General features: G+C 71.1%; 18 protein-coding genes. 10 read left to right on the top strand and 8 right to left on the bottom strand.

Annotated features, from left to right (window positions below):
• Positions 1 to 29 precede the first annotated feature (29 nt).
• The 3 genes from ABGB01_RS13315 to ABGB01_RS13305 form a co-directional block, all read right to left on the bottom strand.
• A complete protein-coding gene (locus tag ABGB01_RS13315; protein ID WP_347647793.1) occupies positions 30 to 260 on the bottom strand; it encodes a hypothetical protein in 231 nt (76 codons plus the stop codon).
• Positions 261 to 486: 226 nt separating this feature from the next.
• Complete coding sequence (locus ABGB01_RS13310; protein WP_347773581.1) at positions 487 to 1,383, bottom strand: sugar phosphate isomerase/epimerase; 897 nt, start codon at positions 1,381 to 1,383, stop codon at positions 487 to 489.
• 9 nt (positions 1,384 to 1,392) lie between these two features.
• The gene (locus tag ABGB01_RS13305; RefSeq protein WP_347773580.1) at positions 1,393 to 3,516 is read right to left on the bottom strand and encodes a PQQ-dependent sugar dehydrogenase; all 2,124 of its coding nucleotides are present in this window, start codon (positions 3,514 to 3,516) and stop codon (positions 1,393 to 1,395) included.
• Positions 3,517 to 3,865: 349 nt separating this feature from the next.
• On the opposite strand from ABGB01_RS13305, the gene ABGB01_RS13300 reads away from it, so the two are divergent.
• The 10 genes from ABGB01_RS13300 (at position 3,866) to ABGB01_RS13255 (ending at position 14,965) form a co-directional block, all read left to right on the top strand.
• Positions 3,866 to 4,627, top strand: coding sequence for an NAD(P)-binding domain-containing protein (locus ABGB01_RS13300; RefSeq protein WP_347773579.1), 762 nt, complete (start codon positions 3,866 to 3,868; stop codon positions 4,625 to 4,627).
• A gap of 51 nt (positions 4,628 to 4,678) precedes the next feature.
• A complete protein-coding gene (locus tag ABGB01_RS13295) occupies positions 4,679 to 5,380 on the top strand; it encodes a PIG-L deacetylase family protein (RefSeq protein ID WP_347773578.1) in 702 nt (233 codons plus the stop codon).
• Entirely contained in the window at positions 5,377 to 6,015 is a 639-nt protein-coding gene (locus ABGB01_RS13290) for a 4-carboxy-4-hydroxy-2-oxoadipate aldolase/oxaloacetate decarboxylase (protein WP_347773577.1), read from the top strand. The genes ABGB01_RS13295 and ABGB01_RS13290 overlap by 4 nt, the downstream gene beginning before the upstream one ends.
• Positions 6,012 to 7,091: an ABC transporter ATP-binding protein gene (locus ABGB01_RS13285; RefSeq protein ID WP_347773576.1), complete on the top strand. Its 1,080-nt coding sequence runs from the start codon at positions 6,012 to 6,014 to the stop codon at positions 7,089 to 7,091. Before ABGB01_RS13290 ends, ABGB01_RS13285 begins: the two co-directional genes overlap by 4 nt.
• The gene (locus ABGB01_RS13280) at positions 7,091 to 8,845 is read left to right on the top strand and encodes an iron ABC transporter permease (RefSeq protein WP_347773575.1); all 1,755 of its coding nucleotides are present in this window, start codon (positions 7,091 to 7,093) and stop codon (positions 8,843 to 8,845) included. Before ABGB01_RS13285 ends, ABGB01_RS13280 begins: the two co-directional genes overlap by 1 nt.
• A 23-nt stretch (positions 8,846 to 8,868) precedes the next feature.
• The gene (locus ABGB01_RS13275; RefSeq protein WP_347773574.1) at positions 8,869 to 9,966 is read left to right on the top strand and encodes an ABC transporter substrate-binding protein; all 1,098 of its coding nucleotides are present in this window, start codon (positions 8,869 to 8,871) and stop codon (positions 9,964 to 9,966) included.
• Between the two features lie 88 nt (positions 9,967 to 10,054).
• A complete protein-coding gene (locus ABGB01_RS13270) occupies positions 10,055 to 10,696 on the top strand; it encodes a GntR family transcriptional regulator (RefSeq protein ID WP_347773573.1) in 642 nt (213 codons plus the stop codon).
• Positions 10,690 to 11,742, top strand: a complete 1,053-nt coding sequence (locus ABGB01_RS13265; protein ID WP_347773572.1) for a 4-oxalomesaconate tautomerase — start codon at positions 10,690 to 10,692, stop codon at positions 11,740 to 11,742. The genes ABGB01_RS13270 and ABGB01_RS13265 overlap by 7 nt, the downstream gene beginning before the upstream one ends.
• Positions 11,739 to 12,902 carry an MFS transporter gene (locus ABGB01_RS13260; protein WP_347773571.1) on the top strand — a complete coding sequence of 388 codons (1,164 nt, stop codon included), beginning with the start codon at positions 11,739 to 11,741 and terminating at the stop codon, positions 12,900 to 12,902. The genes ABGB01_RS13265 and ABGB01_RS13260 overlap by 4 nt, the downstream gene beginning before the upstream one ends.
• Positions 12,903 to 12,976: 74 nt before the next feature.
• Positions 12,977 to 14,965, top strand: a complete 1,989-nt coding sequence (locus ABGB01_RS13255) for a serine/threonine-protein kinase (protein ID WP_347773570.1) — start codon at positions 12,977 to 12,979, stop codon at positions 14,963 to 14,965.
• 632 nt (positions 14,966 to 15,597) lie between these two features.
• Here ABGB01_RS13255 and ABGB01_RS13250 read toward each other — a convergent pair.
• The 5 genes from ABGB01_RS13250 to ABGB01_RS13230 form a co-directional block, all read right to left on the bottom strand.
• The gene (locus ABGB01_RS13250; RefSeq protein ID WP_347773569.1) at positions 15,598 to 16,944 is read right to left on the bottom strand and encodes a M20 family metallopeptidase; all 1,347 of its coding nucleotides are present in this window, start codon (positions 16,942 to 16,944) and stop codon (positions 15,598 to 15,600) included.
• A 25-nt stretch (positions 16,945 to 16,969) separates the two neighbouring features.
• Positions 16,970 to 18,517 carry an AbgT family transporter gene (locus ABGB01_RS13245; protein ID WP_347773568.1) on the bottom strand — a complete coding sequence of 516 codons (1,548 nt, stop codon included), beginning with the start codon at positions 18,515 to 18,517 and terminating at the stop codon, positions 16,970 to 16,972.
• 186 nt (positions 18,518 to 18,703) lie between these two features.
• Positions 18,704 to 19,024, bottom strand: coding sequence for an AzlD domain-containing protein (locus ABGB01_RS13240; RefSeq protein WP_347619785.1), 321 nt, complete (start codon positions 19,022 to 19,024; stop codon positions 18,704 to 18,706).
• The gene (locus tag ABGB01_RS13235; RefSeq protein WP_347773567.1) at positions 19,021 to 19,782 is read right to left on the bottom strand and encodes an AzlC family ABC transporter permease; all 762 of its coding nucleotides are present in this window, start codon (positions 19,780 to 19,782) and stop codon (positions 19,021 to 19,023) included. Before ABGB01_RS13235 ends, ABGB01_RS13240 begins: the two co-directional genes overlap by 4 nt.
• Positions 19,783 to 19,784: 2 nt before the next feature.
• Positions 19,785 to 25,181, bottom strand: a complete 5,397-nt coding sequence (locus tag ABGB01_RS13230; RefSeq protein WP_347773566.1) for an amino acid adenylation domain-containing protein — start codon at positions 25,179 to 25,181, stop codon at positions 19,785 to 19,787.
• Positions 25,182 to 25,190: the final 9 nt, after the last annotated feature.

Here is a 25,190-nt window from a genome sequence, read left to right as displayed (position 1 = left end):
CCGTCCGCCAGGTCAGGCGAGCCGGGGCCTCAGAGCTTGAAGAGCTTGGGGTACGGCGCGGCGATGCGGCGGGTCTGGGCGCCGAAGTCGACGAGGACGGCGACGCCTTCCTCGACCCCGACGACCGAACCGAGGCCGTAGGTGTCATGGCTCACCATGTCCTGCAGGACGAAGCTCTCGAGCGGGGGCGGGGCGACTTCGGGGACGTTGAACGGGCTCCCGGGAAGGCGTCGCCGAGGTGCGGATCGGTTTGACGTCATTAATACAGTATGCGCTGTTTTTGAGGAAAATATCTCGATCTTCGCCTTGAAAACCGTGTTTGTGCAGGTCAGTGGGCTGCCGGCGAGCGGCGATCCGGATCGCGGAGCAGCCGGTGACGTCGTGCCGGGCGTCAGCGCAGCCCGGACGATGCGGTACCTGGGCTCCGAGATCCACAACCGTTTCCGAGCGGCCCCCCACCCGGGCCGGGTGGGGGGCCAGGCGTCCCTAGAACCGCACCTTCCGCAGGTAGCGGTACCCGACCTCCGCCGTACGCCGGGGCGTCACGTCGGGGGTGTCGTTCTCGACGATGTACTCGATCACCCGGTGCTTGTCGAAGATCCGCCGGAAGTCGATCGTCCCGGTGCCGAGGTCGGCCATGTCGCCGTCGAGATGCCGGTCCTTGACGTGGAACTGCAGGACCCGCTGCGGCGCCCGGCGGATCACGTCGAGCGCGAAACGCACCGGGTCGCGCACGCCGCGCCCGACGCCGCCGGTGACCGCCCAGTAGAGGTCGATCTCCAGGTGGACCAGGCGCGGATCGAGCTCTGAGGTGAGCACGTCCCAGGGCGTCCTGCCGCCCCCGAGGTCGATGGTGAACTCGTGGGCGTGGTTGTGGTAGCCGTAGCGCAGCCCGGCCTTGCGCGCGGCGGCCGCCTCCACGTTCATGCGCTCGGCCCAGGCCTTCCACTGGTCCTCGCTGTCGGAGTTCAGGTAGGGCACGACCATGAACGACTGGCCGAGGGTCAGCGCATTCTCGATCTTGGCTTCGAGCCCGGCGTCGTCGGCGCTGATGTCGTCGTGGCTGGAGGTGGAGCGGATGCCGATCCCGTCGAGGAACTCACGCAGCTGCTTGGCCGTACGGCCGAAATAGCCGAGCGCCAGCTCGACCTTGGGATAGCCGATCTCGGCCAGGTAGGTGAGGGTGGCGTCGTAGTTCTGGGCGAGGTCGTCGCGCACCGTCCAGAGCTGCATGCTGATCTGGCCCGGCGGGATGCGGTGCTTGCGGTGGTGGTGGGGCGGCGTGGCGGCGGCGGGCGAGGCGGCGCCGGCGATGGCCGCCGTCCCGAGCCCGAGTCCCGCCGCCAGCAACGAGCGCCTGCTGGGGCCGTAGCCGTAACACATGGGGATCTCCTATCGCGTGGGCTGGAGCACGACCCTGTCGGTGCCGGTCAGCGGCGGCAGGTCGCCGCCGGGGTCGGTGTAGGTGGCGACGAAGACGCCGGTCAGCTCGTCGGTCTCCGGGTCGTGCCCGCTCGGCTCGGTGGTCTGGATGGAGCCGGTGCAGCCACGGGCCGTCGTCTGCGGATGGCCGTGGTCGTCGTGGCCGAGGATGTAGTCCACGGTCACGTCGGCGCAGTCGACCACCTGGTCGTCGGTGACCCGCACCTCGAACTCGACCACGTCGCCGAACGTGAACGGGTCACCGTCCACGGGCCTGACCAGCTCCACGACCGGCGTGGCGTTGCCCACCACGATCCGCACCGACGTCGCCGCCGACCTGCCGTGCCGGTCGGTGACCTTCAGCGTGGCCTGGTACAGGCCGTTCTCCTCGTACGTGAACGACCCCTCGGGGCGGCGGGAGTCGACCCGCCCGTCGGCGTCGAAGTCCCAGGCGTAGCTGAGCCGGTCGCCGTCGGCGTCGGTGGTGCCGTCGGAGGTGAAGGCGACCGCGAGCGGCGCGTGGCCGGCCGTCACCGACGCCGTGGCCGCGGGGACGGGCGTGTGGTTGCCGGTGTTGCCGATGTAGTCGTAGCGCGCCAGTTGGGCGTCCTCGTTCTCCTGGAAGTAGCCGTCGCCGTACTCCAGGACGTAGAGGGCGCCGTCGGGGCCGAACTCCATGTCCATCGGGTTGTCGAAGACGAGCGAGGGCAGCACGTCCTCGATGCGCCCGTCACGGTGGAACGCCTTCACGTAGTCGCGGGTCCACTCGTAGAACAGCGGGACGCCGTCGTAGTACTTCGGCCAGCCCACCGCCGTGCGGCCGCGCGTGTCACGCCGGTCGTAGTCGTAGGCCGGGCCCGCCATCGGGCCGATGCCGCCGGTGCCCAGCTGCGGGAACTCCGCCGAAGGGCCGTACGAGTACCACACCTGCGGCTGCACGACCGGCGGGAGCTCGCGCCTGCCGGTGTTGTGCGGCGACTCGTTGACGGGCGCGGCGCAGTCGAACGCCGCGCCGGACACGCCGGTCGCGAAGTCGTAGTCGACGTACGGGAGCCGCGCCGTCGCGCAGTACGGCCAGCCGTAGTTGCCGGCCCTGCGGATCGTCGTCCACTTGCCCGTGCCCGCCGGGCCGCGCTGGGGGTCGGCCTCCTGCTCGTCGGGGGAGTAGTCGCCCACGTAGAGGTCCCCGGTGGAGCGGTTGAGCTCGATCCTGAAGGGGTTGCGCAGGCCCATCGCGTAGATCTCCGGCCGGGTGCGCGGCGTGCCCGGCTTGAAGAGGTTGCCGCGCGGGATCGTGTACGAGCCGTCCGCGTGGACCTTGACGCGCAGGATCTTGCCCCGCAGGTCGTTGGTGTTGCCGGAGCTGCGCTGGGCGTCGAAGGCGGGGTTGCGGTCGGGCCGTTCGTCGATCGGGGTGAAGCCGTCGGAGGAGAACGGGTTGGTGTCGTCGCCGGTCGACAGGTAGAGGTTGCCCTGGGCGTCGAACACGATGTCGCCGCCGACATGGCAGCAGATGCCGCGGTCCACCGGCACGTCGAGGACGCGCTGCTCGGTGCGCAGGTCGATCGTGTCGCCGGTGAGGCGGAAGCGGGACAGCCGGATCAGCCCCTTGAAGGGCGCGAAGTCGTCCGGGGTGCCGGTGAGCGGGGCGTCGCCCTCGTTGACGTCCGGGGTGGCCGGGTCGTCGACGGGGGTGTCGAGCGGCGGGGAGTAGTAGAGGTAGACCCAGTCGTCCTTCTTCGACCCCTGGCCGAAGCCGGGGCTGAGGGCGATGCTCTGGAGCCCCTCCTCGTCGTGCTGGTAGACGTCGAGCCGCGCGGCCAGGGTGTTGAGCCCGGTCTCGGGGTCGTGCAGCCAGACCTCGCCCTTCCTGGTGGTGTGCAGCACCCGCGAGTCCGGTAACACCGCCAGGTCCATGGGCTCGCCCGGATGGTCGTTCAGCGTCACCTTCTGGAACTGGCCGTCGGGCGGCGGGGCCGCGCCGCCGGACGTCCCAGAGGCCGGCACGGTGACGGTCGCGGCGGCGCTCGTGGTGGCGGCCGGCAGGAGGATCGCCGCAGCAGCGATGGCCGCGATCACGGTTCTCGTTCCCATGCCTCTCCATTCGGTCTGCTCAGGGGGTTAAGAGAGGGCAAAGCACCGTGAATGTAACCCGGCTTCCGCCGATCAAGGAGGCCCTAATTTCGTTGGCTGGAGCACTTTCGTCTCCGATCGGACTAAGTGCTTCCCGCAGTCTGCGTCCACCTGATGACCTCCGGCCCTTAGAGCCGCCCGGAGGTCATCAGGTGGACGATGGCGAGAAGCCGAGGTCCTGGCTCGGAGGCATGCTCGCCATGAAGTCCGTAAATCCGCCGGTCATTCGACCGAAATAGGGTTGACATTGGCCATCAGATTGTCAACAATTCTGGCTACTGTTTCATCAACAGGATGGTCGGGAGCCGGCGTGATAAAGATCGCGATGTTGGGACTGGGCGAGGCCGGTCGGATTTACGCACGTGACCTGCGTGCGGCCGGGTTCGGCGTGCGGGGCTTCGATCCGTACGCGCAGGCCGGCGACGACGTGGAGCAGGTGTCCTCCGTGGAGGAGGCCGTGGCCGGCGCCGACCTCGTCATCAGTCTCGTCGGTGCCCGGGTCGCGGAATCGGTCGCCCGGCAGGCTCTTCCTAGTTGTCCGAAACATGCTATCTACGCCGACCTCAACACCGGTTCTCCCGCTCTGAAGCGCACGCTGGCGGAGCTCGCCGCGGCCGAGGACGTCCGGTTCGCCGACGTCGCGGTGCTGGCGCCCGTGCCCCGGCAGGGCGCCGGCACCCCCCTGATGGCCAGCGGCACCGGCGCCGGCACGTTCGCCGGCCTCGTGCGGCCCGCCGCCGTGCCCGTGGAGAACATTCCCGGCGGAGCGGGCGCGGCCGCGGCCAGGAAGCTGCTGCGCAGCGTCTTCATGAAGGGCATGGCCGCGCTGATGCTGGAGTGCGAGACGGCCGCCGTCGCCGCGGGCGAGCAGGAGTGGCTGCGGGCGCAGATCGTGGCCGAGCTCTCCGGCGACGTCGACCAGCTGATCGACCGGCTGATCGAGGGCAGCAAGGTGCACGCCGCCCGGCGGGTGCACGAGGTCGAGGACGCCGCAGGCTATCTCGCGGAGCTCGGCCGGCCCTCCTGGGTCATGGAAGCCTCCCGCAGCTGGCTCGCCTCACTGCTGGACTGACCGGTCCCCCACCACCACGAAAGGGCTGTCCAAGACATGACCGTACGAAGAATGCTGGTCGTCGGAGCGCACAGCGCGGACTTCGTCTGGCGCGCCGCGGGCGCCATCGCCAAGCACACCCTGGCCGGCGGCGAAGCCCGCGTGGTGACGCTCTCGTACGGGGAGCGCGGCGAGTCCGGCGAGTTGTGGAAGGAGCCCGGCCAGACCGTCGAGAACGTCAAGCGCATCCGGCACGCCGAGGCCACCGAGGCCGCGCAGGCCGTGGGCGCGAGCTACGAGTGCTTCGACCTGGGCGACTACCCGCTGCGCGCGGGCGGAGAGGCCATCGACAGGCTCGCCGAGCTGATGCGCGACCACGCCCCCCACGTCGTCCTCACCCACCCGGAGAAGGACCCGTTCAACCCCGACCACCCCGTGGCCTACCAGGTGGTCTCGCAGGCCCGGCTGCTCACCTCCGGCGCGGTCGTCGAGGCGGGGTTCCGTACCGCGCCGCCGTCGGAGTTCCTGGTGTTCGAGCCGCACCAGCCGGACCTGTGCGGGTTCGTCCCCACGGTGTTCGTGGACATCACCGAAGTGTTCGAGGCGAAGGCCAAGGCCATGGACGCGATGAGCGCGCAGGCGTACCTGAAGCAGTACTACACCGAACGCGCCGGGCACCGGGCCAACCACGCCCGCAAGGTCACCGGCGACAAGGCGATCCGGCACGCCGAGGCGTTCCAGCGGATCGTCCCGAACGTGGTGGGGGCGCTGTGAGCGGGCGCGACGGCAGGTTCGACGAGCTGGCCCGCCTCGGCGTGGCGACCGTGTACGAAGCGGCCGGCCGCCAGGGCCTGGTCGACGAGGACTTCATCCAGCTGAACCCCGGCACCGCCGTCGCGGGACCCGCGCGGATCGCGGTGTGCGGCCCGGCCGACAACCGCGCCGTGCACGAGGCCGCCGCCCGCACCCGTCCAGGCGACGTCGTCGTGCTCACGATGGACAACCCGGTGCCCGTGGCGGTGGTCGGCGACCTGCTCGCCACCCAGTTCAAGGCCCAGGGCGCGGCGGGCTTGCTGATCAACGCCTCGGTGCGCGACGCGGACACGCTGCGCGAGCTCGGCCTGCCGATCTGGGCCCGGTGGATCCGGGTGCGCGGCGCGGCCAAGGCGCACCGCGGCACGATCGACCGGCCCGCCGTCGTCGGCGGCACGCTGATCCGCCCCGGAGACGCCGTGCTCATGGACGGGGACGGCGTGGCCGTCGTCGCCGCCGAGCGGATCGACGACGTGGTGGCGGCCGGCCGGGCCCGCGAGGCGAAGGAGGCCAGGGCGCGCGAGCAGTACCTCGCGGGCGGGCTCTCCTACGACCTGCACGGCTTCCGCGCGGCCGACGAGAAGGGCTCCCCATGAAGGTCGACGTCCACGGGCTCACCCTGACCTACGGCGACGCGGTCGCGGTGTCCGACCTCGACCTGACGGTGAACGAGGGGGAGTCCCTGGTCCTCCTCGGCCAGTCGGGCTGCGGGAAGACCAGCACCATGCGCTGCATCGCGGGCCTGGAGACGCCGGCGTCGGCCGTCATCACCATCGGCGACCAGACGGTCTTCGACAGCGGCAGGGGCATCAACCGCGCGCCGAACAAGCGCAACGTCGGCATGGTGTTCCAGTCGTACGCCATCTGGCCGCACATGACCGTCTTCGAGAACGTGGCCTTCCCGCTCAAGATGAAGGGCAGGAAGAAGGCGGAGATCAACCAGGCCGTCCACGAGACGCTCGAACTCGTCGGCCTCGACCACCTCGCCGAGCGCGGGGCCAGCCTGCTGTCCGGCGGCCAGATGCAGCGGGTCGCCCTGGCCCGCAGCCTCGCCATGCAGCCGTCGGTGCTGCTGCTCGACGAGCCGCTGTCCAACCTGGACGCCCGGCTGCGCCACCGGCTCAGGATGGAGCTGCGCGAGCTGCAGCTGCGGCTCAGACTGACCTCGCTGTACGTCACGCACGACCAGGACGAGGCGCTGGCCCTGGCCGACCGGATCGCCCTCATGCAGTCGGGGAAGATCGTGCAGATCGGCGAGCCGCACGAGATCTACGCCAACCCGAAGAGCGCCTCCATCGCGGAGTTCCTCGGGGTCGACAACGTCATCCCCGTCACCCCGGAGGACGCCACCTGCGTCCAGCTGACGGCGACCGGTCAGAAGCTGAGGGTCGAGCCGTACGACGCGGCCGGGACCCTGCGGCTCTGCGTCCGGGCCGAGGACGTCCTGCTCGCCGCGGGCGGCGCCGGTGACGCCAACGCGCTGCCGGGCACGATCGTCAGCTTCGCGTTCCAGGGCTCCACCGTCGCCTACCGCGTCCGGGTCGGCGACGGACTGGAGCTGGACGCCGTCCAGATGAAGTCGGCCGGGCCGCCGTTCGGCATGAACGACGCGGTCACCGTGTCGTTGCCGGCCCGCGCGATGCGGGTGCTGCCCGCGGAAGTGGCCGCGTGATGACGTCACAGACCGCAGAGAGGCCCGTACGGAACCGGCCGGCGGGGCTGCCGGGACGCGCCCGCCGCCTGCTGCGGGAGCTGTCGCTGCCCGTGGTGCTGTTCGCGCTGCTCGCCCTGCTGATCCTCGCGCCCGTGGCGCTGGTCGTGTTGTCGGCGTTCGCGTCGGACACCCCGAGGCCCGGCAACTTCGACCTGAGCGGGCTGACCCTCGACAACTTCGTCAACGTGACGAGCGCCGGCTCACTCAAGGCGGCGCTCAACTCGCTCGTCGTGGGCCTCGGCGCCTCCGTGCTGGCCCTGCTCATCGGCGGTTTCCTGGCCTTCGTCACCGCCCGCACCAACGTGTACGCGCGCGGGTTCCTCTACCTGGTGGGCCTGCTGCCGATGTTGTTGCCGTCCTACGTGGGCGCGCTGGCGTGGTCGGTGCTGGGCAGCGAGAACGCCGGGCTGGCCAACATCACGCTGCGCGATCTCGGGCTGCCCGGGTTCGTCGACATCAACAACCTCGCCGGCCTGATGGTGGTGCTCGCGCTCTACTACGCGCCGTACGCGTTCCTGCTCGTCCACGGGGCGCTGAGCCTGATGAACCCCGACCTGGAGGAGGCCGCCAACGTGCACGGCGCGCCGTTCGGCCAGGTGCTGCGCCGGGTCACCCTGCCGCTGGTCACCCCGGCGTTCCTCGGCGCGGCCGTGCTGATCTTCGTGCTCACCATCGAGAACTTCCCTGTGTCGCAGATCATCGGCGGGGCCGCCGGCGTGGAGACGCTGCCCACGTACATCTACCGGCTGATGAACTCGACGCCGTCGCGCGGCAACGAGGCGGCCGCGGTGGCGATCGCCCTGGTCGTGGTCGTGCTGGTCGTCACCGCGCTGCAGCGGCGGATGCTGGCCAGGCGCACCTTCACCACCGTCTCCGGCAAGGGCATGAAGCCGCGCCGGATCGACCTCGGCGGCTGGCGGCTGCCCGCGCTGCTGGCCGGTCTGGGCTATTTCGTCCTGTCCACCGTGCTGCCGGTGCTCGCGCTGGCGTTCGTCGCCCTGCACGACTCGCCGTACATCGGCACGGTGCTCGGGGCGTTCGGCAAGCCGGACGCGTTCACCGTCGAGGCCTTCACCGACGTGCTCGACTCCAGCATCGCCCAGCGGGCCACGGTCAACAGCGTCGTGGTGTCGGTCGCGGCGGCGCTGCTCGGCACCCTCGTGGCGTTCGCGGTGGCGTACGTGGTGCAGCGCACCAAGCTGCCGGGCCGCCAGCCGCTCGAGTACGTGTCCATGTTGCCCCTGGCGATCCCGGCGATCGTGCTCGGCCTGGGCCTGCTGTGGACCTGGCTGATCATGCCGATCCCGGTGTACGGGACGCTCGCCGTCATGGTGATCGCGTTCGTCGCGGCGCAGATGCCGCAGGGGTTCCGCGGGGTCGCCTCGTCGATCGGCCAGGTCGACCGCGACCTGGAGGACTCGGCCGTGATGCACGGCGCCTCCCGCACCCGGGCGATCGCCACCATCACGGCGCCGCTGCTGCGGGTCGGTCTCACCTCGACCTTCCTGCTGTTGCTCATGTTGTCGATGCGCGAGCTGACGGTGCCGTTGTTCCTCTTCACGTCGGACACGCGGTTGTTGTCGATCGTGATCTTCGACGACTTCGACAACGGGATCCTGCAGCGGGCGGCCGCCACCAGCCTGCTCTACTGCCTGGTGATCCTCGCCCTGTCCATCTTGTCCAGGCGTTTCGGCGCCAGCGAGCAGAGATAGCCCAACTCTTCTAGGGAGATGTCATGAAAGCTGGCCGTACGGGTCGCAGAGCCCTCGCGACAGCCGTCGCCGCGGTCCTGGCGCTGGCCGGATGCGGCGGGTCCGGCGGCGGCGCCGGCGGGGCCGCGAAGCTGGAGGTCGGCGGCGAGCTGATCGCCGACGAGCAGTTGTTCTCGGCCGCCAAGGAGGAAGGCTCCCTCGTCTTCTACACCGGCGGCAGCGAGCACTCGGAGAAGGCCGTCACCGACGCCTTCACGGAGGCGACCGGGATCGAGGTCGAGACCATCCGGCTGGCCCCGAACAAGCTCGCCGAGCGGGTGCTGTCGGAGGTCGGCGCCAAGAAACTCGGCGCCGACGTGATCCGCATCTCGGGGGAGGACATCATCGTCTCCCTCGCCAAAGCCGGAACGTTCCAGAAAACCCCGCTGCAGGCCGCGGTGAAGACCGCGGCGGGTGACGCGATCAAGGACGACGGGCTCTACTTCTCCAGCTTCGACCGGGTCTACTCGTTCGCGTTCAACAACGCCGTCGTCCCCAAGGGCCAGGAGCCGAAGAACTGGGCGGACCTGCTGGACCCGAAGTGGCGGGGCAAGCTCGGAATCGTCCAGGTCGGAGCCGGCGGCAGCACCGCCGCGCTCACCCGGTTCCAGATCGACGAGATCGGCGACGACTTCCTCAAGAAGTACGCCGCCAACAAGCCGCGGATCTTCGACTCGTCCGCGGGGCAGACCGACGCGCTGACGCGCGGCGAGGTGTCCGTGTCGACGATGCCGGTGGCGACGGGCGTCGGGGCCATCGCCGACGGGGCGCCGCTCACGATCGCCGTCCCGGAGGAGGGCGCGGCCGGCTACCCGTTCTACGCGGGCGTGGGCGCGCAGGCGCCGTCCCCGAACGCCGCCAAGGTCTTCTCCGCCTGGCTGCTGTCCAAGGACGCCCAGAAGATCGCCGTGCGGCAGGGCGACTATCCGGTGCGCGCGGACGTCGGCACCCCGAAGGTCGGCGACACGGCCTTCCCCGCCGCCGACTCCGGCTGGCTCTACCGGACGGACGCCGAGACCTCGCTGAAGCACGTCGAGGAGGACGCGAAGCGGTGGCGGCAGATCTTCGGCTACACCGGCTGACGAACCGGTGGCCATCCTCTGGCAGTCCCGGCGGGCGGTCCCGCCGGGCGAAACGATCAAGTGAGTCAGGATCGGGGACGTCCGACCAATGAAAGTAGTGGACCGGATTCGTGAAGCCATCTTCGCGGGGGACCTGGCGCCGAATCAGCGGCTCATCGAGGCGGATCTCTGCACCCAGCTCGGCGCCTCCAGGTCGCACGTGCGCAACGCGCTGGCCGACCTGGTGAGCGAGGGCCTGGTGGAACGGATCCCGAACCGGGGCGCGCGGGTCCGGGCGATCACCCTCGCGGAGGCCATCGAGTTCACCGAGATCCGCATGGTCGTCGAGGGGCTCTGCGCGGCCAAGGCGGCCGCCAGGGTCACCGACGGCCAGGCCGCCCAACTGCGCTCCATCGGGGAGCGGATGCGGCAGTACGAGGCGTCCGGCGACCTCATCGAATACTCCAACTGCAACAAGGAGCTGCACGGCTTCATCAGGACGATCAGCGGCCAGTCGGCGGCCGGCGACATCATCGAGCGCATCCGCGGCAACCTGACGCGCTACCAGGTGCGACTCGCGCTCCAGTCGGGCCGCGCGGCCGTGTCGCTGCCGCAGCACCTGGAGATCATCGAGGCCATCTGCGCCCGCGACGAGGGCCGGGCGGAGGCCGCCATGCGCGCTCACCTGCGCAGCGTCATCGAGGCCCTGGAGAACACCCGGCCCGCCACGCAGAACGGAGACCCATGGTGACCGGACGTTCCGGCATCCCCTGCATGATCATGCGCGGGGGCACGTCGAAAGGACTGTACTTCCTCGCGGACGACCTGCCGGGCGACCCCGGGGAGCGCGACGAGCTGCTGCTGCGCATCATGGGCTCGCCGGACGACCGGCAGATCGACGGCCTCGGCGGCGCCCACCCGCTCACCAGCAAGGTGGCCGTGGTGTCCCCCGGGGACGACGGCTCGGTCGGCTACCTGTTCCTCCAAGTCTTCGTCGACCAGGCGCTGGTGTCGGACCAGCAGAACTGCGGCAACATCCTCGCGGGCGTGGGGCCGTTCGCCATCGAGCGCGGCCTCGTCGCGGCGGGGCAGGACACCACGTCCGTACGCATCGCGATGGCGAACACCGGCGGCGCCGTGGCCGCGACGGTGCGCACCCCCGGCGGCGAGGTCACCTACGACGGCGACGTCGAGATCGCCGGGGTGCCCGGCACGGCCGCGCCAGTCGTCCTCGACTTCCAGGGCACGGCCGGCTCGACGTGCGGCTCGCTGCTGCCCACAGGACAGGTCAGCGAGGTCATCGACGGCGTCAGCGTCACCTGCGTGGACAACGGCATGCCGGTCGTGGTGATGCCCGCGGCCCAACTGGGCGTCACCGGCGTGGAGAGCCCCGGGGAACTGGAGAACGACGCGTCGCTCCGCCGCCGCCTGGAGGTGCTGCGCCTGGAGGCGGGCCGCCGGATGGGGCTCGGCGACGTCAGCGACACCACGGTGCCCAAGCTGACCATGGTCTCCCCGCCGCGGGCCGGCGGCGCGTGCGGCACCAGGACCTTCATCCCGCACCGGTGCCACACCTCGATCGGCGTGCTGGGCGCGGCGAGCGTGGCGGCGGCGCTGCGGCTGCCGGGCAGCGCGGTCGACGGCATCGCCGAGCTCTCCGGCGGACCGCGGGTGCGGGTGGAACACCCGACGGGCCACCTCGACGTCGAGGTCGAGCTCGACGGGCACGACGTGACCAGGAACGGAGTGGTGCGCACCGCGCGCAAGCTCATCGACGGCATCGCCTACCCGCGGTGACCGCGGGCCGGGCCTTCTGGCCGCTGCTCGTGGTTCACGCGATCCTGGTGCAGGTCATCAGCTACGGGCTGCGGCCGTCGTTGTCGTACGCGGTCATCGAGCTCGGGTACGGGTCGGTGTGGCTGGCCGTGCTCGCGATGATGTTCGCGCTTCCCCCGCTGATCCTGGCGGTGGCCACCGGCCGGCTCGTCGACCGGGTGGGGGAGCGGCCGAGCATGGTGATCGGCGGGGCCGCGCTGACCGGCGCCTCGGCCGTCGCCCTCGTCGCCTCCGAGCACCTCGCGCTGCTGATCGCCGCCACCGCCCTGCTCGGCATCGGCATCATCTTCTCGATGGTCGCCGAGCAGTCGGCGGTGACCGGCCAGGCGCGGCGGCGCGGCATGGACACCGTCTTCGGTGTCTACACGTTCATCACGTCCCTGGGGCAGGGCGTGGGCCCGCTGCTCCTGCTGATGCCGCCGGCGCCGGGCAGCCTCTCGCCGCCGCTGGAGCCGATCGCCGCCGCGTGCGGGCTGGCGAGCCTGGTGACCCTGGCGGCCTCGTTCGGGTTCGGCAGCCATCACCGCGCCGCGCCGAAGCCCGCTTCCGCAGGCCGCTGGCCGGCGCGGCGGCTGCTCGCCATCCCGGGCATGTACCGGGCGCTGCTGGTCAGCGGGCTGATCCTGGCGTCCATCGACGTGACGCTGGCGTACCTGCCCGCCCTCGCGCACAGCAAGGGCATCGCCCCCGGCTGGGTGACCGCGATGCTCGCCGCCCGCTCGCTCATGACGATGGCCTCGCGCATCAACCTGGGCTCCCTCGTGCGGATGCTCGGGCGCAGGAAGCTCACCGTGGCGGCCTGCGCGGTGTCGGCGCTCGCACTGTGCGGCCTGCCCCTTCCCGTGCCCGTCGGTGTCCTCATCGGCCTCACCGCCGTGTACGGCTTCGCCTCGGGTCTCGGCCAGCCGATGACGATGGTGTGGGTCACCCGGCTGACACCGTCCGGCACCCAGGGGACGGTGTTGTCCCTGCGGATCGCGGGCAACCGGCTGGCCCAGACCCTGATCCCGGCGGTGTCAGGGGCGGCCGCCGCGGTGAGCGGCGTCGCGGGCGTGCTGGTGCTGACCGGGGCGGCCCTGGGGGTCGCGGCGTGGTCGGCCACGGCGGTCCCCGACGACTGAGATTGGGAAGGCGATTCCATAACGTCCTCCCCAGTACGGTTCTGATGATCCCTGCGTAGGGACACAATTACCGCATGCCATCCTTCATGCCGCTGGTTCCCGGCGACCCGGAGCGTCTGGGAGGCCTCGACCTCCTCGGCAGGCTGGGTGAGGGCGGACAGGGCGTCGTCTACCTCGCCAGTACACCCATGGGTGCGCACGTGGCCATCAAATGGCTGCGCGGCGACCAGGCGGACGACGAGCAGAGCGTCCAGCGTTTCCTGCGCGAGGCGCAGGTCGCCCAGCAGGTGGCGCCCTTCTGCACCGCGGTCGTGCTCAGCACGGGTGTCGAGCACGGCCGGCCCTACATCGTCAGCCAGTACGTCGAAGGCCCCTCCCTGGAGCGGATCGTGCGGGACGAGGGCCCCCGCACCGGCGCCGCGCTGGACCGGCTGGCCATCGGCACCGCCGCCGCGCTGGTCGCCATCCACGAGGGCAAGGTCGTGCACCGCGACTTCAAGCCGGGCAACGTCATCATGGCCGGCGACGGGCCGCGCGTGATCGACTTCGGCATCGCGCGCACGCTGGATCCGGTGCAGATGACGAGCAGCACGCAGATCGGCACTCCCGCGTACATGAGCCCCGAGCAGATCCTGGGCCAGCCGGTGGGGCCGGCGACCGACATGTTCTCCTGGGGCGCCACGATGGTCTTCGCGTCCTGCGGGCGGGCGCCGTTCGGCCATGACGGGCCGCACGCGGTGACGAACCGGGTGCTCAAGGACCCGCCCGACCTCGGCGTGCTCGACGGGCCGCTGCGCGAGGTGGTCGAGCGCTGCCTGGCCAAGGATCCGGCGGAGCGCCCGACGGCCCAGCAGGTGATCATGCAGCTGCTGCGGAAACCGCCGGCCGGCGGCGACCCGCTCAGGGACGTGACCTGGGAACCGCCAGGGGAGGCCGGCCTGCCCGCGAGTCAGGAACGCACGCGCCGGCCGGTCGCCGGCGTGGCCGCCGCCGTCACCGCTCTCGTCCTGGTGTCGGGGGCGGCCGGGGTGGCCGTGGGCAAGGCCGTCTACGAGCCCGACCCGCTCACCACCCGGACCGGGGCCGTCACATCGGCGACGCCACAGGACACGAGCACGCCGGAACCCGTCGAGACGAAGCCGCCAGGCGGCCGGATCACCCTCTACGAGAGCCCGGCCGACCCGATCAGGCTGACGGCGTACGAGCTCAAGGACAAGAAGAGCGGCACCCACGTCGACTACGCCAGGGAGTCGCTGGAGGGCACGTTCGAGAAATATCCCACCAACGACAAGTCGCTGGTCTCCCCCAACGGCCGGTATCTCGCGGAGAGGCCCAAGCTCTACACCGACGACGACTACAGCTCGGTCCTCCTCACCAACAGGGATACGGGGTCCAGTTTCCGGGTCAAGACCGTGCGCAAGCCGATGAGCGGCTCCATCCAGGCCTGGTCGAAGGACGGCACGAAGATCCTGCTCAACGTCACCAGGAAGGCCGGTGACGACTGGCTCACCGTGGGCTTCGCCATCCTCACGGTGGACCAGTCCGACCTCGCCAGGAGCTCGGTCAGTGTGGTCGAGGTGGCCGACAAGGCGATCGAGGACCACGAGTTCGTCTGGGGCCCCGGCGAGCAGGGCGTGGTCATCGCCTACGGCGACGGCGACGGGTTACGCTTCTTCGACGCTTCCGGCAAGGTGACGCGCGACGTGCGGGACGTCGGCGAGCCGCCGTTCGACGAAGCGCAGATCTTCTCCCCCTCGGGCGCGACGTTCGTGACCGACTGCCCGAGCGGCCACGACGGCGACCACTGCCTCTGGGAGTCCGCCACCGGCAAGCAGGTCCGCGCGTTCTCCTCCGACTGCGACACGGTGATCGGCTGGTACGACGAGACGCATCTCTACTGCTGGGAGCGGGACAACGCGAGCCTGATCCAGCTGAGGGTGGTGGACTTCGGCGGCAAGCTCGTGGACAAGCTCATGGAGGTGCCCGAGGGAGCCGGCGTGATCGTGCACTACACGGTCAACCCGGCCAGGACCCGGGGACCCCTCCCGGAGGGCGGCGGCTAGCGTGATCCGGTGCATGGAGAGATGATCGACGGCATGGCGTGGACGATGCGCAGACCGCAGAGCAAGGTGGACATCCTGCCGAAGGAGCTCGGAAACTTCGCCGAAGGGCTTCCCCCGGCCCAGCCGGGCACGCTTTTCGTCCGGGGCAGCAACGGAGGGATGCGCGTCGCGCCGGATGCCGCGTTCGACGTGGTGTTCGGGCGTTGCGAGCCGGACGTCCACGTCTGCGTCGGCCCGAACGATCCGCACGTCAGCCGGCGGCACGGGTACATCACCCGCGAGGAGTCCGCCTGGATGTTGTACAACCTCGGCAGGCTGCCCATCCGCCTGCCGGGGGCGCGGCTGGTGCTCACCGGCCATCGGGCGAGGTTGCCGGTGGCGCACACGCCGCTGTTCATCGTCGCCCCCGAGCAGGAACACCTGCTCGAGGTGCGGATCGTGATGGGCAGGGCCGGCGCCGGCCAGGACAACAGCCCTGACGCCGACACCCAGGAGAAGCCCGGGTGGAAGCTGAGCACGGTCGAGCGCCTGGTGCTGGTCTGCCTCGCCCAGCGCTATCTGCGGGCTGAGCCCTGGCCACAGCCGCTGACCTGGACGCAGGCCGCCCACGAGCTCAACCGCATCCTCCCCGGTCATGGCTGGACGGCCAAGCGCGCCGCCCACACCGTCACCCAGACGCGCAAGCGGCTCAGCCACAAGGTGCCGGGGCTCATGGAGGAGGAGATCCCGCCGCCGCTGGGCAACGCGCTCAACCACAACCTGATCACGGAGCTGCTGGCCAGCTCCACGATCGGCCCGTCCGACCTCGTCCTGCTCGACGGGCCGGACACGACGGGAGCTCCGCCCGCGTAGCCGGTGATGATGCCCATGGTGAGGGCGGTGCGCTCCGGGATGTGCTCGACGATGGCGTGTTCGCCTCGGGAGTGGGAGCCCGCTCCCACGGGGCCGAGCCCGTCGAGCACGGGGCGGCCGAGCGCGGAGACGAAGTTGGCGTCGCTGGCGCCGCCGACCCCCGCCTCGCGCAGGTCGAGGCCCTGCTCGATGGCGGCTTTGCAGGCCCTGGCGAACAGGTCTTCCGAGGCCGGGTTGGGGGTCATCGGGGGCCGGTTCCAGCCGCCGGTCAGCGCGATGGACACGCGCGGGTCGGGCGAGCGCAGCGCGGCGAGCGCGGCGTCCACGCGGTCCATCTCGTCGGTACGGGAGACGCGTACGTCGATCCCGCACGTGGCGCGCCCGGCGGTGACGTTGGTGCCGGTGCCGCCGTTGACGACGCCGACGTTGACCGTGGTGCCGCGCTCGGGCGCGCCCAGTGCGGCGATGTCGAGGATCAGCGCGGCCAGCGCGTGCACGGCGCTGGCGCCGGCCGTGGGGTCGAGCCCGGCGTGCGCTTCGATGCCGGTGGCGCTCACCTGGAAGATGCCCACCCCCTTGCGGGAGGTCTTCACCGCCCCGTCGATCGCGCCCTCGAAGACCAGGGTGGCCAGCGCGCCCTCGCTGGCCCCCTCGATCCGCTCGCGGGAGGCCGGGCTGCCGATCTCCTCATCGCCGTTGAACAGCAGCCGGACCGAGGGGTGCGGGAGGCCGAGCTCGCGCAGCCCTCGCACCGCCCACACCGCCTGGACCAGGCCGGTCTTCATGTCGAAGACGCCGGGCGCGCTGATGACGCCGTCGCTGACCCGCCATGGCCAGCCGGCGAGGGTGCCGGCCGGCCAGACGGTGTCGTAGTGGCCGACCAGCAGGACGAAGCCGGGGGCCGTGCCGTGGTAGGTCAGCTCCAGCACGTCACCGTGGCGCCCGCCGTTGTGACGCTGGAGCAGGTCCGGCTTCCCGATGCGGTCGGCGGCCCAGTCGCCGATCTCGTCGAGAGCCCGGTCGAGCAGTGCCTTGTCGTCGCTCGGGCTCTCCAGCTCGACGAGCCTGCGCAGGTCGGCGAGCATGGCGGGAAGGGCCTGGTGGGTCCACATGGGAGCCGGTGTCACTGAAGGATCCTTAATCTAGAGGGAGTTACCGGACGGGGACGCCCGGTCCGAGGGGGATGCCGAGGGCCCACCACGCCAGGAACAGCAGCGTCCAGGTGACGAGCATGACCAGGCACAGGGGCAGCACGAGGGCCATCAGGGTGCCGATGCCGGACGACTTGCGGTAGCGCTGGACGAACCCGAGCACCAGCACGAAGTAGGGGCTCATCGGCGACAGCGCGTTGGTGCAGGAGTCGGCGATGCGGTAGAGCGCCTGGGTGGTCTCCGCGGGGATGTCGAGGAGCATCAGCATCGGCACGAACACCGGGCCGACCAGCGCCCACTGGGCGGAGCCGCTGGTGATCAGCAGGTTGATGATCGTGACGATGAGCAGGATGCCGATGAACACCACGGGGCCGGTGATTCCGGCCGCCTTGAGCAGGTCGGCGCCCTTGATCGCGATGATCGTGCCGATGTTGGTCCACTTGAAGTAGGCCAGGAACTGCGAGATGGCGAAGAACAGCACGATGACCGGGGCCATCTCCCGCATGCCGTGCGCCATGAAGTCGGGCACGTCGCTGCTCTTCTTGATGGTGCCGACGATGCGCCCGTAGACGATGCCGACGACGCAGAAGGCGATGCCGATCAGCAGGGCGATCGCACCCAGCAGCGGGCCGAAGTCGAGGTCGCCGTTCTCGTCGCGCAGCGGCGAGCCGGACGGGACGATGGCCAGCGCGACCAGCGCGATGATCACCAGCAGCGAGATGCCGGACCAGCGCAGGCCGCGCCGCTCCACGTCGGACAGCTGGAGGTCGCCCAGGTCGCCGACGTCGGCGTCGTCGTCGATCGGCATGCTCTTCGCCCGCTTCGTGAGCAGGGTCTCCGTCACCAGCGTGATGATGGCGGCGAGCACGAACGACGAGGCGAGTGAGAAGAAGTAGTTGGCGAGCGGCGTGACGTTGACGCTCTGGTCGATGGTGTGCGCGGCCTCGGTGGTGATGCCGCCCAGGATGACGTCGGTCGGGGTGACGACAGGGCTGGCGTCGAAGCCGGCCGCGACCGAGACGTACGCCACGATCACGCCGATGATCGGGTTGCGGCCCACCGCGTAGAAGGCCAGGCCGCCCAGCGGGATCAGCACGATGTACGCCGAGTCGGCGGCCGCGTGGGAGATCATGCCGGTGAAGGCGAGGGCGAAGGTCACCCACCGCGCGGGCACGCGGGAGATGCCTCGCCTGAGCACCGCCGCCAGCAGCCCCGACTTGTCGGCCACGGCGACGCCGAGCATGACGGCGAGCACCGTGCCCAGCGCGGGGAAGGTGGCGAAGTTGTCGATGGCGTCGCCGAGCATCACCGCGACGCCCTCGGTCGACAGCAGGTTCTGGGCGACGACGGTCTTGTTGTCGGCGGGGTTGACCGCCGAGACGTTCAAGGTCGCCAGCAACCAGCTGAGCGCCATGAGGAAGGCACTCAGGAAGACGAAGAGCCAGAACGGATGGGGGAGCTTGTTTCCGGCGCGCTCAATTCCATTCAGAACGCGCAGGGTCGCGCTCATCATGCGCGACTCTTTTTCCACGGTCAGGGGGGTGGACATGAAGTCAGATATTAACCGCACACGTAACGGATGCGCAAGCGGTAAGCGTCCGTACCGAAGCGTTTTCCTGACTCTATCAGAGACAATTGGTCGCAGTGAACGTCAACGTCATCGTGCCATGTCACAGAGCTTTGTAACGTTCCAAAAAATGGAGTGAACAGTTATTCTGTAAAGGCGGTTCATCTTTCAACCGATCAGCCACCTACTCAGATAGAAAGCGGCAATACCAATCGACGTGGAGAGCAGAAATCTTTTCGAGACCATGCCCGCCACGAAGGTGACCGCGCCGCCGATCAGATAGGGATTGGCCAGCGTCAGCTCGATGCCCTTTCCTGACGGCGTCAGAACGGCCGGGAACACCAGCGCGGCCAGCACCGCCGGCGGCGTGTACTTCAGCAGGGTCTCCACCACCGCGGGCAGCTCCCGGCCGGCCAGGATCGCCAGCGGCAGATAGCGGGGCAGGAAGCTGCACAACCCCATGCCGATGATCAGCAGCAGCATGCTCATGCCACGTTCTCCTTCTGCTCGCTCTCCTTCGGCCGGCTCTTCCGCGTCGCCAGCTCGCACCCCGCGCCGACCCCGGCGCCGACGATCGCGGCCAGCACCACCCCGAGGTTGTACGGCAGGCCCTGCGCCAGCATCACCGTCACTCCGGCCGAGCCGATGGCCGCCGAGACCCGCCAGTTCGTCAGCCCGATCGCGAGCATGGCGATGAACATGGCGGTCACCGGGAAGTCGAGGCCGAGCTTCTCCACGTCGGGCACGGCCGACCCGAGCGACATGCCGATCACCGTGCACGTCATCCAGGTGACGTACAGCAGCGCCGACGCCCCGAGGAAGAACAGGTGCTTGTGGTGGGTGAGCCTCCCGTTGCGCAGGCGGTCGATCGCCACGAAGAACACCTCGTCGATCAGCCCGAAACCGAGCACGACCCGCCAGCGCTGCGGGACCTCCTTGACGTACGGGATGAGGATGGTGCTGTACAACAACATCCGCAGGCCCAGGATGAGCGTGGTCAGGATGATCGCCGGCCAGCTCGCGCCGTCGGCGATCAGGGCGAACCCGACGAACTGCGCGGTGCCGGAGTTCACCGCCATGGCCAGCCCCAGGGTGGCGAACTCCGACAGCCCGCTCGACAACCCCAGCACGCCTCCCGCGATCCCCATCGGGATGGCGGAGGCGAGGAAGGGCATCGTGCTCCTGGCCCCGGCCAGGAACACCTGGCCCGGGGTGGGCGGCGCCTCGGGTGGGTCGGTGGCTGACATGCTCAGCGCTCTTCCTTCCATAGCGTGCGCACGAGGGCGGCCACGGCGTCGGGGGCGGTGCGGCAGAAGTAGTGGCCGGCCGGGCCGATCTCGGCCAGCCGGGTCGTGCTCGCGAAGCGCGACCACTCCGCGTGGCGCCGGGCGTACCCGGGGGTGAGCGGGTCGTCGGCGGCGTACACGGCGGTCAGGGGCACGCCGAGCGGGGGCGCGCCCTCCTGTTCGAGCAGGTACGTGTTGGCGGCGCTGGAGTCGTGCCGGAACACGCCCGCCACGAAAGCGGCCTGGCCGGGGTCGAGCGCGTCGAGCCCGGTGAGCCCCGTGACGCCGGCCAGCCAGGCCACGACCTCGTCGTCGCCCATCGCCTCCGCCTGCCGGATGGACTCGCGGGTGGTGCCGGCGTCGTGCAGCAGCTTGCCGGCCACGACGACGTGCCGCGGCGGGGCGCCGGCCGCCTCCATCAGGCGGGCCGTCTCGACCGCGATCGCCGAGCCGACGCAGTGGCCCCACAACAGCACGGGAGCCCCGACGGCGGCGCGGATCTCGTCCGCCACCAGCCGGGCCGCCTCCCGTACGGACACGAACGGCTCGCCGGGCCGTCCCGCGTCGTGGCCCGGCAGGTCGACGCCGTAGACGGCGATGCGGCCGTCCTTCTCCGCGAGCGCGGCGGCCAGCGGCTCGAAGTTGGCGGCGTCGCCACCGGCGTACGGGAAGCAGACCAGCGCGCACGCGGCCCGGTCCGGGTCGTCCGTCAGGGGCCTGAGCAGGCGCCGGGGGCGGGGCTCCGCGTCGAGCCCGGCCTCAGCGTCGAGGTTGGCCTCGGCCACCGCGCACAGCGGCCCGAGCGTGGAGTTGCGCATCAGGTCGGTGAGCGTCACCAGGCCGCCCATCTCCATGACCACCCGCATCGCCGACAGCGAGCCGCCGCCGAGCTCGAAGAAGTTGCTGTCGAGCGTGATGGACTCCGCCGGCACGTCGAGCACCGCGGCCCAGGCCTTCGCGATGCGCTGCTGCACGGCGCCTTCGGGACGGACGCCCGGGCGCGCGCCGCTGCGGCCGGCGGAACGGCGGAAGGGCCTGCGCTCCGGCTCGGGCATGAGCTCCACGCGGCCGTTCAGGCGGCGGCCGTACAGCCCGGTGTCCACCGTGACGCTCTCGTCGCCGGCCGCGACGAGCACGGCCCTGCCCGGGGTGGCGAACGGCACGCGCATGCCGTGCGCGTCGGCGAACCGCAGGCGGGCCGGGCGGGGGAGGAGCCCCGCCACCTCCGAAGGCAGGTCCTCCGACTCCTCGGCCGCGGCCAGGGCCGCGCTCTCCTCGCCGGGCAGCAGGTCGGCGAGATGATGCGGAGCGTCGGGATCGGCCGTCATCGCCTCGAACGCCGCCCGGTAGTACGCGCCCATCCTGGCCACCTGCCACGGCTCGAAGAGGTGGGCGTGGTAGTGCAGGCTCAGGCGTACCTCGTCGGTGACGAAGTGCCGGGAGAACTCGGCGCGCAGCACGAACTCGGTCTCCGAGTTGGCCCGCACGTCGAGCAGCGCGAACCCGTCGCGCTCCGCCAGCTGTCTGAGCAGGTAGAAGTGGGTGAAGTTGAACGCCGTCTCGAACAGCGGGTCCTGGGTCTCCAGGTCGTGCTTCATCTGCGCCATCGGATAGCGCCGGGCCGGCAGCAGCTCCACCTCCGACCGGTAGACCTGGCGGACCAGGTCGGACCAGGAGCCGGTCTCCATGCGGGCGCGGAACGGCACGGTGTTGAGGAACAGCCCGATGGCCTCGGTGGCGCCCTCCGTCTCCGGGCGGCCGCTGTGCTCGTACCCCGTGATGACGTCGCGCTCGCCGCTGATCAGCGAGAGCACCTTCACGTGCGCGGCCAGCGCGACGTTCTTGACCGGCACCGACAGCTTCCCGGCCAGCTCCACGATCCGGTCCGACAACCCGGACGGCAGTTCCACCTCGTGGAACACCACGGGGAAGACGTCGGGCGCGGCCGAGTCCCTGGTCCTCGGCAGCTCGGTGAAGGCGCCGCCGGCCAGCACCTCCGCCCAGTGCGCGCGGTGCTCCGGGTCCGCGAGCGAGCGCCGCTCCAGCGCCACGTAGTCGCGCACGTGGTTGCCGGCCGGGGCGTCGGGCAGGGGCCGGCCCTCCACGAGCCGGTGGTACACGTCGAACAGCGTGGTGTGCACCAGCGTGATGCTCCAGCCGTCGAGCGCCGAGTTGTGCTGGCTGAGCGTGTACCTGAACAGGTCGTCGGCCAGCACGTGCACGTGCAGCCGCACCAGGCCGGGCTCGGCCCACACGAAGCGGTGCGCCTTCTCCCGCTCCACCCAGTCCCGGTACCACGCGTCCTGCTCCCGCTCGGTCATGCCGCGCAGGTCGGCGATCGACAGCGGGCTAGGCGCGTCCTCGTGCACGAGCTGCAGGTACTCGGTGTAGCCGGTGAGCTGGTAGCTGGTACGGAAGATCGGATGGCGGGCGGTGAGGATCCGCACCGCCTGCTCGAACCGCTCGGCGTCGAACGTGCTCTGGATCGTGTAGCTGATGATGTCGTGATATTCGACGGTGCCGTGCGACAGCTCGCTCTGGAAGACGAGCCCGGCCTGGAGCTGCGTCATCGGGTACGCGTCCACGACCCCGCCCGGGATCTTGGCCCGGTCCTCCGGCTTGAGCAGCTCGAACGGCTGCGGCACCCGGCCGTCGTCGCCTGTGCCGTCCTCGCCGGCGACTTCGGCGAGGCGGGCCACCGTCGGGTTCTCGAAGAGCTGCCGGAACGTGAAGTCAAGGCCGAGGGCGCGGGCCCTGGCCAGCACGGTGACGAAACGGATCGAGTCGCCGCCGAGCGCGAAGAAGTTGTCGTGCACGCCGACCCGCTCGACGCCCAGCACCTCCGCCCAGACGCGGGCCAGACCGGCCTCCCGCGGCGTGCGCGGCGCCTCGTACGCGGTGCCCTCGGCGGGCTCGGGCAGCGCGCGGCGGTCCAGCTTGCCGTTCGGCGTGAGCGGCCAGCGCTCCAGCGTCACCAGCCGGGCGGGCACCATGTACGCGGGCAGCGCCCGCCGCAGGTGCTCCTTGAGCTCGTCCTCCGGGATCGGCTCGGCCGACACCACGTAACCGCGCAGGCCGTCGGGCTCGCGCGCCACGACGAGGGCGTCCCGCACCGACGGGTGCCGCCGCAGCCGCTCCTCGATCTCGCCCGGCTCGACGCGGTGCCCGCGCACCTTGAGCTGGTGGTCCATCCGGCCCAGGAACTCGATGGAGCCGTCGGACAGCCGCACCGCGCGGTCCCCCGTACGGTAGACGCGCTCCTCGCCCGCGTGCGGCGCGGCGGTGAACCGCTCGGCGGTCAGCTCGGGCCTGCCCAGATAACCCCGGGCCAGCTGCACCCCGGCGACGCACAGCTCGCCCGGCACGCCGACCGGCTGCGGGCGCAGCCCGGCGTCGAGCACGTGGACGCGGGTGTTGGCGACCGGCCAGCCGATCGGCACCCGGGTCTCGTCGCCCCGGCACGCGTAGTGGGTGACGTCCACGGTGGCCTCGGTGGGGCCGTACAGGTTCACCAGCCGGGCCGACGGGATCACCTCGCGGAAGCGCCGCACGTGGTGCGGCGCCAGCGCCTCGCCGCTGGCGAACACCTGGCGCAGCGGGTCGGGGCCCTCCTGCGCACCGGACACGAAGTCGAGGAACGCGCCGAGCATCGGCGGCACGAAGTGCATCGTGGTGACGCGGTGCCGCCGGACGGCCGCGACCAGCGCCTCGGGGTCGCGTTCCGCGCCGGGCGCCGGCAGGCACACGGCGGCGCCCGCGAGCACGCCCCAGAACAGCTCCCACACCGAGACGTCGAACGACGTGGGCGTCTTCTGCATGATCACGTCGGCGGCGTCGATCGGGTACGCCCGCTGCATCCAGGCGATCCGGTTGACGGCCGCGCGGTGCTCGATCTGCACGCCCTTCGGCTCGCCGGTCGACCCCGACGTGTAGATGACGTACGCCAGATCGCCGGCGTCCCCGAGCACGGGCGGCGGGCTCGTGTCCGGCGCGTACGCGGCCTCGTCCGTGATGTCCAGGGTCACCGCGCCCGCGCCCGCCACTGTCCCGGCGAGGTGGGGCTGGGTCAGCACCAGGCGCGCGCCGCTGTCCCGCAGCAGGTACGCGATGCGTTCCGGCGGGTTGCCCGGGTCGATCGGGAGGTAGGCGCCGCCCGCCCGCACCACGGCATGGATGGCCGTGAACATCTCCGGCGACCGGTCGGCCAGCACCGCCACCAGGTCGTCCCGGCCCACGCCGCGGGCGCGCAGCGTGTGCGCCAGGCGGTTGACCCGGGAGCCCAGCTCGGCGTAGGTGAGGCGGAAACCGTCCCCCACCAGGGCGACGGCGTCAGGGGTCGCCGCCACCCGCCGGTCGAACAACTCGTCCAGCCGGGCCGGGCCGTCGAAGGACGTCTGCGTGGCGTTCGCCCCGGCGCTCAGCGCGCGGTCGGCGACGGAACGCAGGTCCAGGGCGCTCAGCTCGGCGTCCGGGTGGGCGCTGGCCTGGTCGAGCAGGAGCATGCAGTGGGTGAGCAGGCGCCGCGCGGTGCTGGGGGCGTGGGTGGCGGGCCGGTACCGCAACCGCAGCGTCAGACCGTCGTCCCGGCGGGCGAAGGAGAAGACCACAGGAAACCCGGAGAACCCCCCGCCACCCGCCGGTCCGTCCGCGGGGTCGTTGGCGGGGCCGTCCGCCGTTCCCTCCGCGAGGCTGTTCGCGGGGCCGTCCGCGGGGCCGTTCATGGGGGCGTTCGCGGGATCGCCTGTCGCGGTTGTCGTGTCGTTCGTCGAGTCGTGCACCGCGTCGACGAGCACCGCGGCGAAGGGGTCGTCGCCGTCGTGCGGCGCGGCGCCGGACGAGCGGGCGAGCAGCTCGATCGGGTAGTCCTGGTGCTCGGCCGCCGCCCGCAACCGGCTCGCCACCTCGCCGAGCAGGCTGCGCAGCGTACGGTCGCGCCCGATCGGCAGGCGCAGCGGCAGCGTGGCGGCCAGCGGCGGGGGCCCGCCCGCGACCGGGAGGGCGGGCACGGACAGGACGACCTCGTCCTCACCCGTGTGCCGCTGGAGCAGCGCGCCGGCCGCGGCGACCAGCAGGGCTTGCAGGGCGGCGTCCCGGCCCCTGGCCAGCTTGAGCAGCCGGCCCGCCAGGGACGGGTCGAGCTCGCGGGCGGCGACGGCGACACCGGCCGAGCCCCGACCGACGGAGGCGCCGGCGTCACGTGCACCCCGGCCGCCGGAGAACCCGGCGTCGGCTGAGCCGCGGTCGGAGGGGAAGCCCGCGCGTTCGGGCAGGGCCGCCAGCTCCGCACGCCAGAACGCGCCCTCGCGGGGACGTTGCGCGGCGGCGACCTTGAGCCTGCCCAGGCTCTCGATGGATTGCATGTGCTCCCT

This window comes from Nonomuraea sp. B5E05 (assembly GCF_039880665.1).
GTDB lineage: Bacteria > Actinomycetota > Actinomycetes > Streptosporangiales > Streptosporangiaceae > Nonomuraea.
The sequence above is the reverse complement of the archived record's forward strand: the minus strand, read 5'-3'. Positions and strand labels throughout refer to the sequence as shown.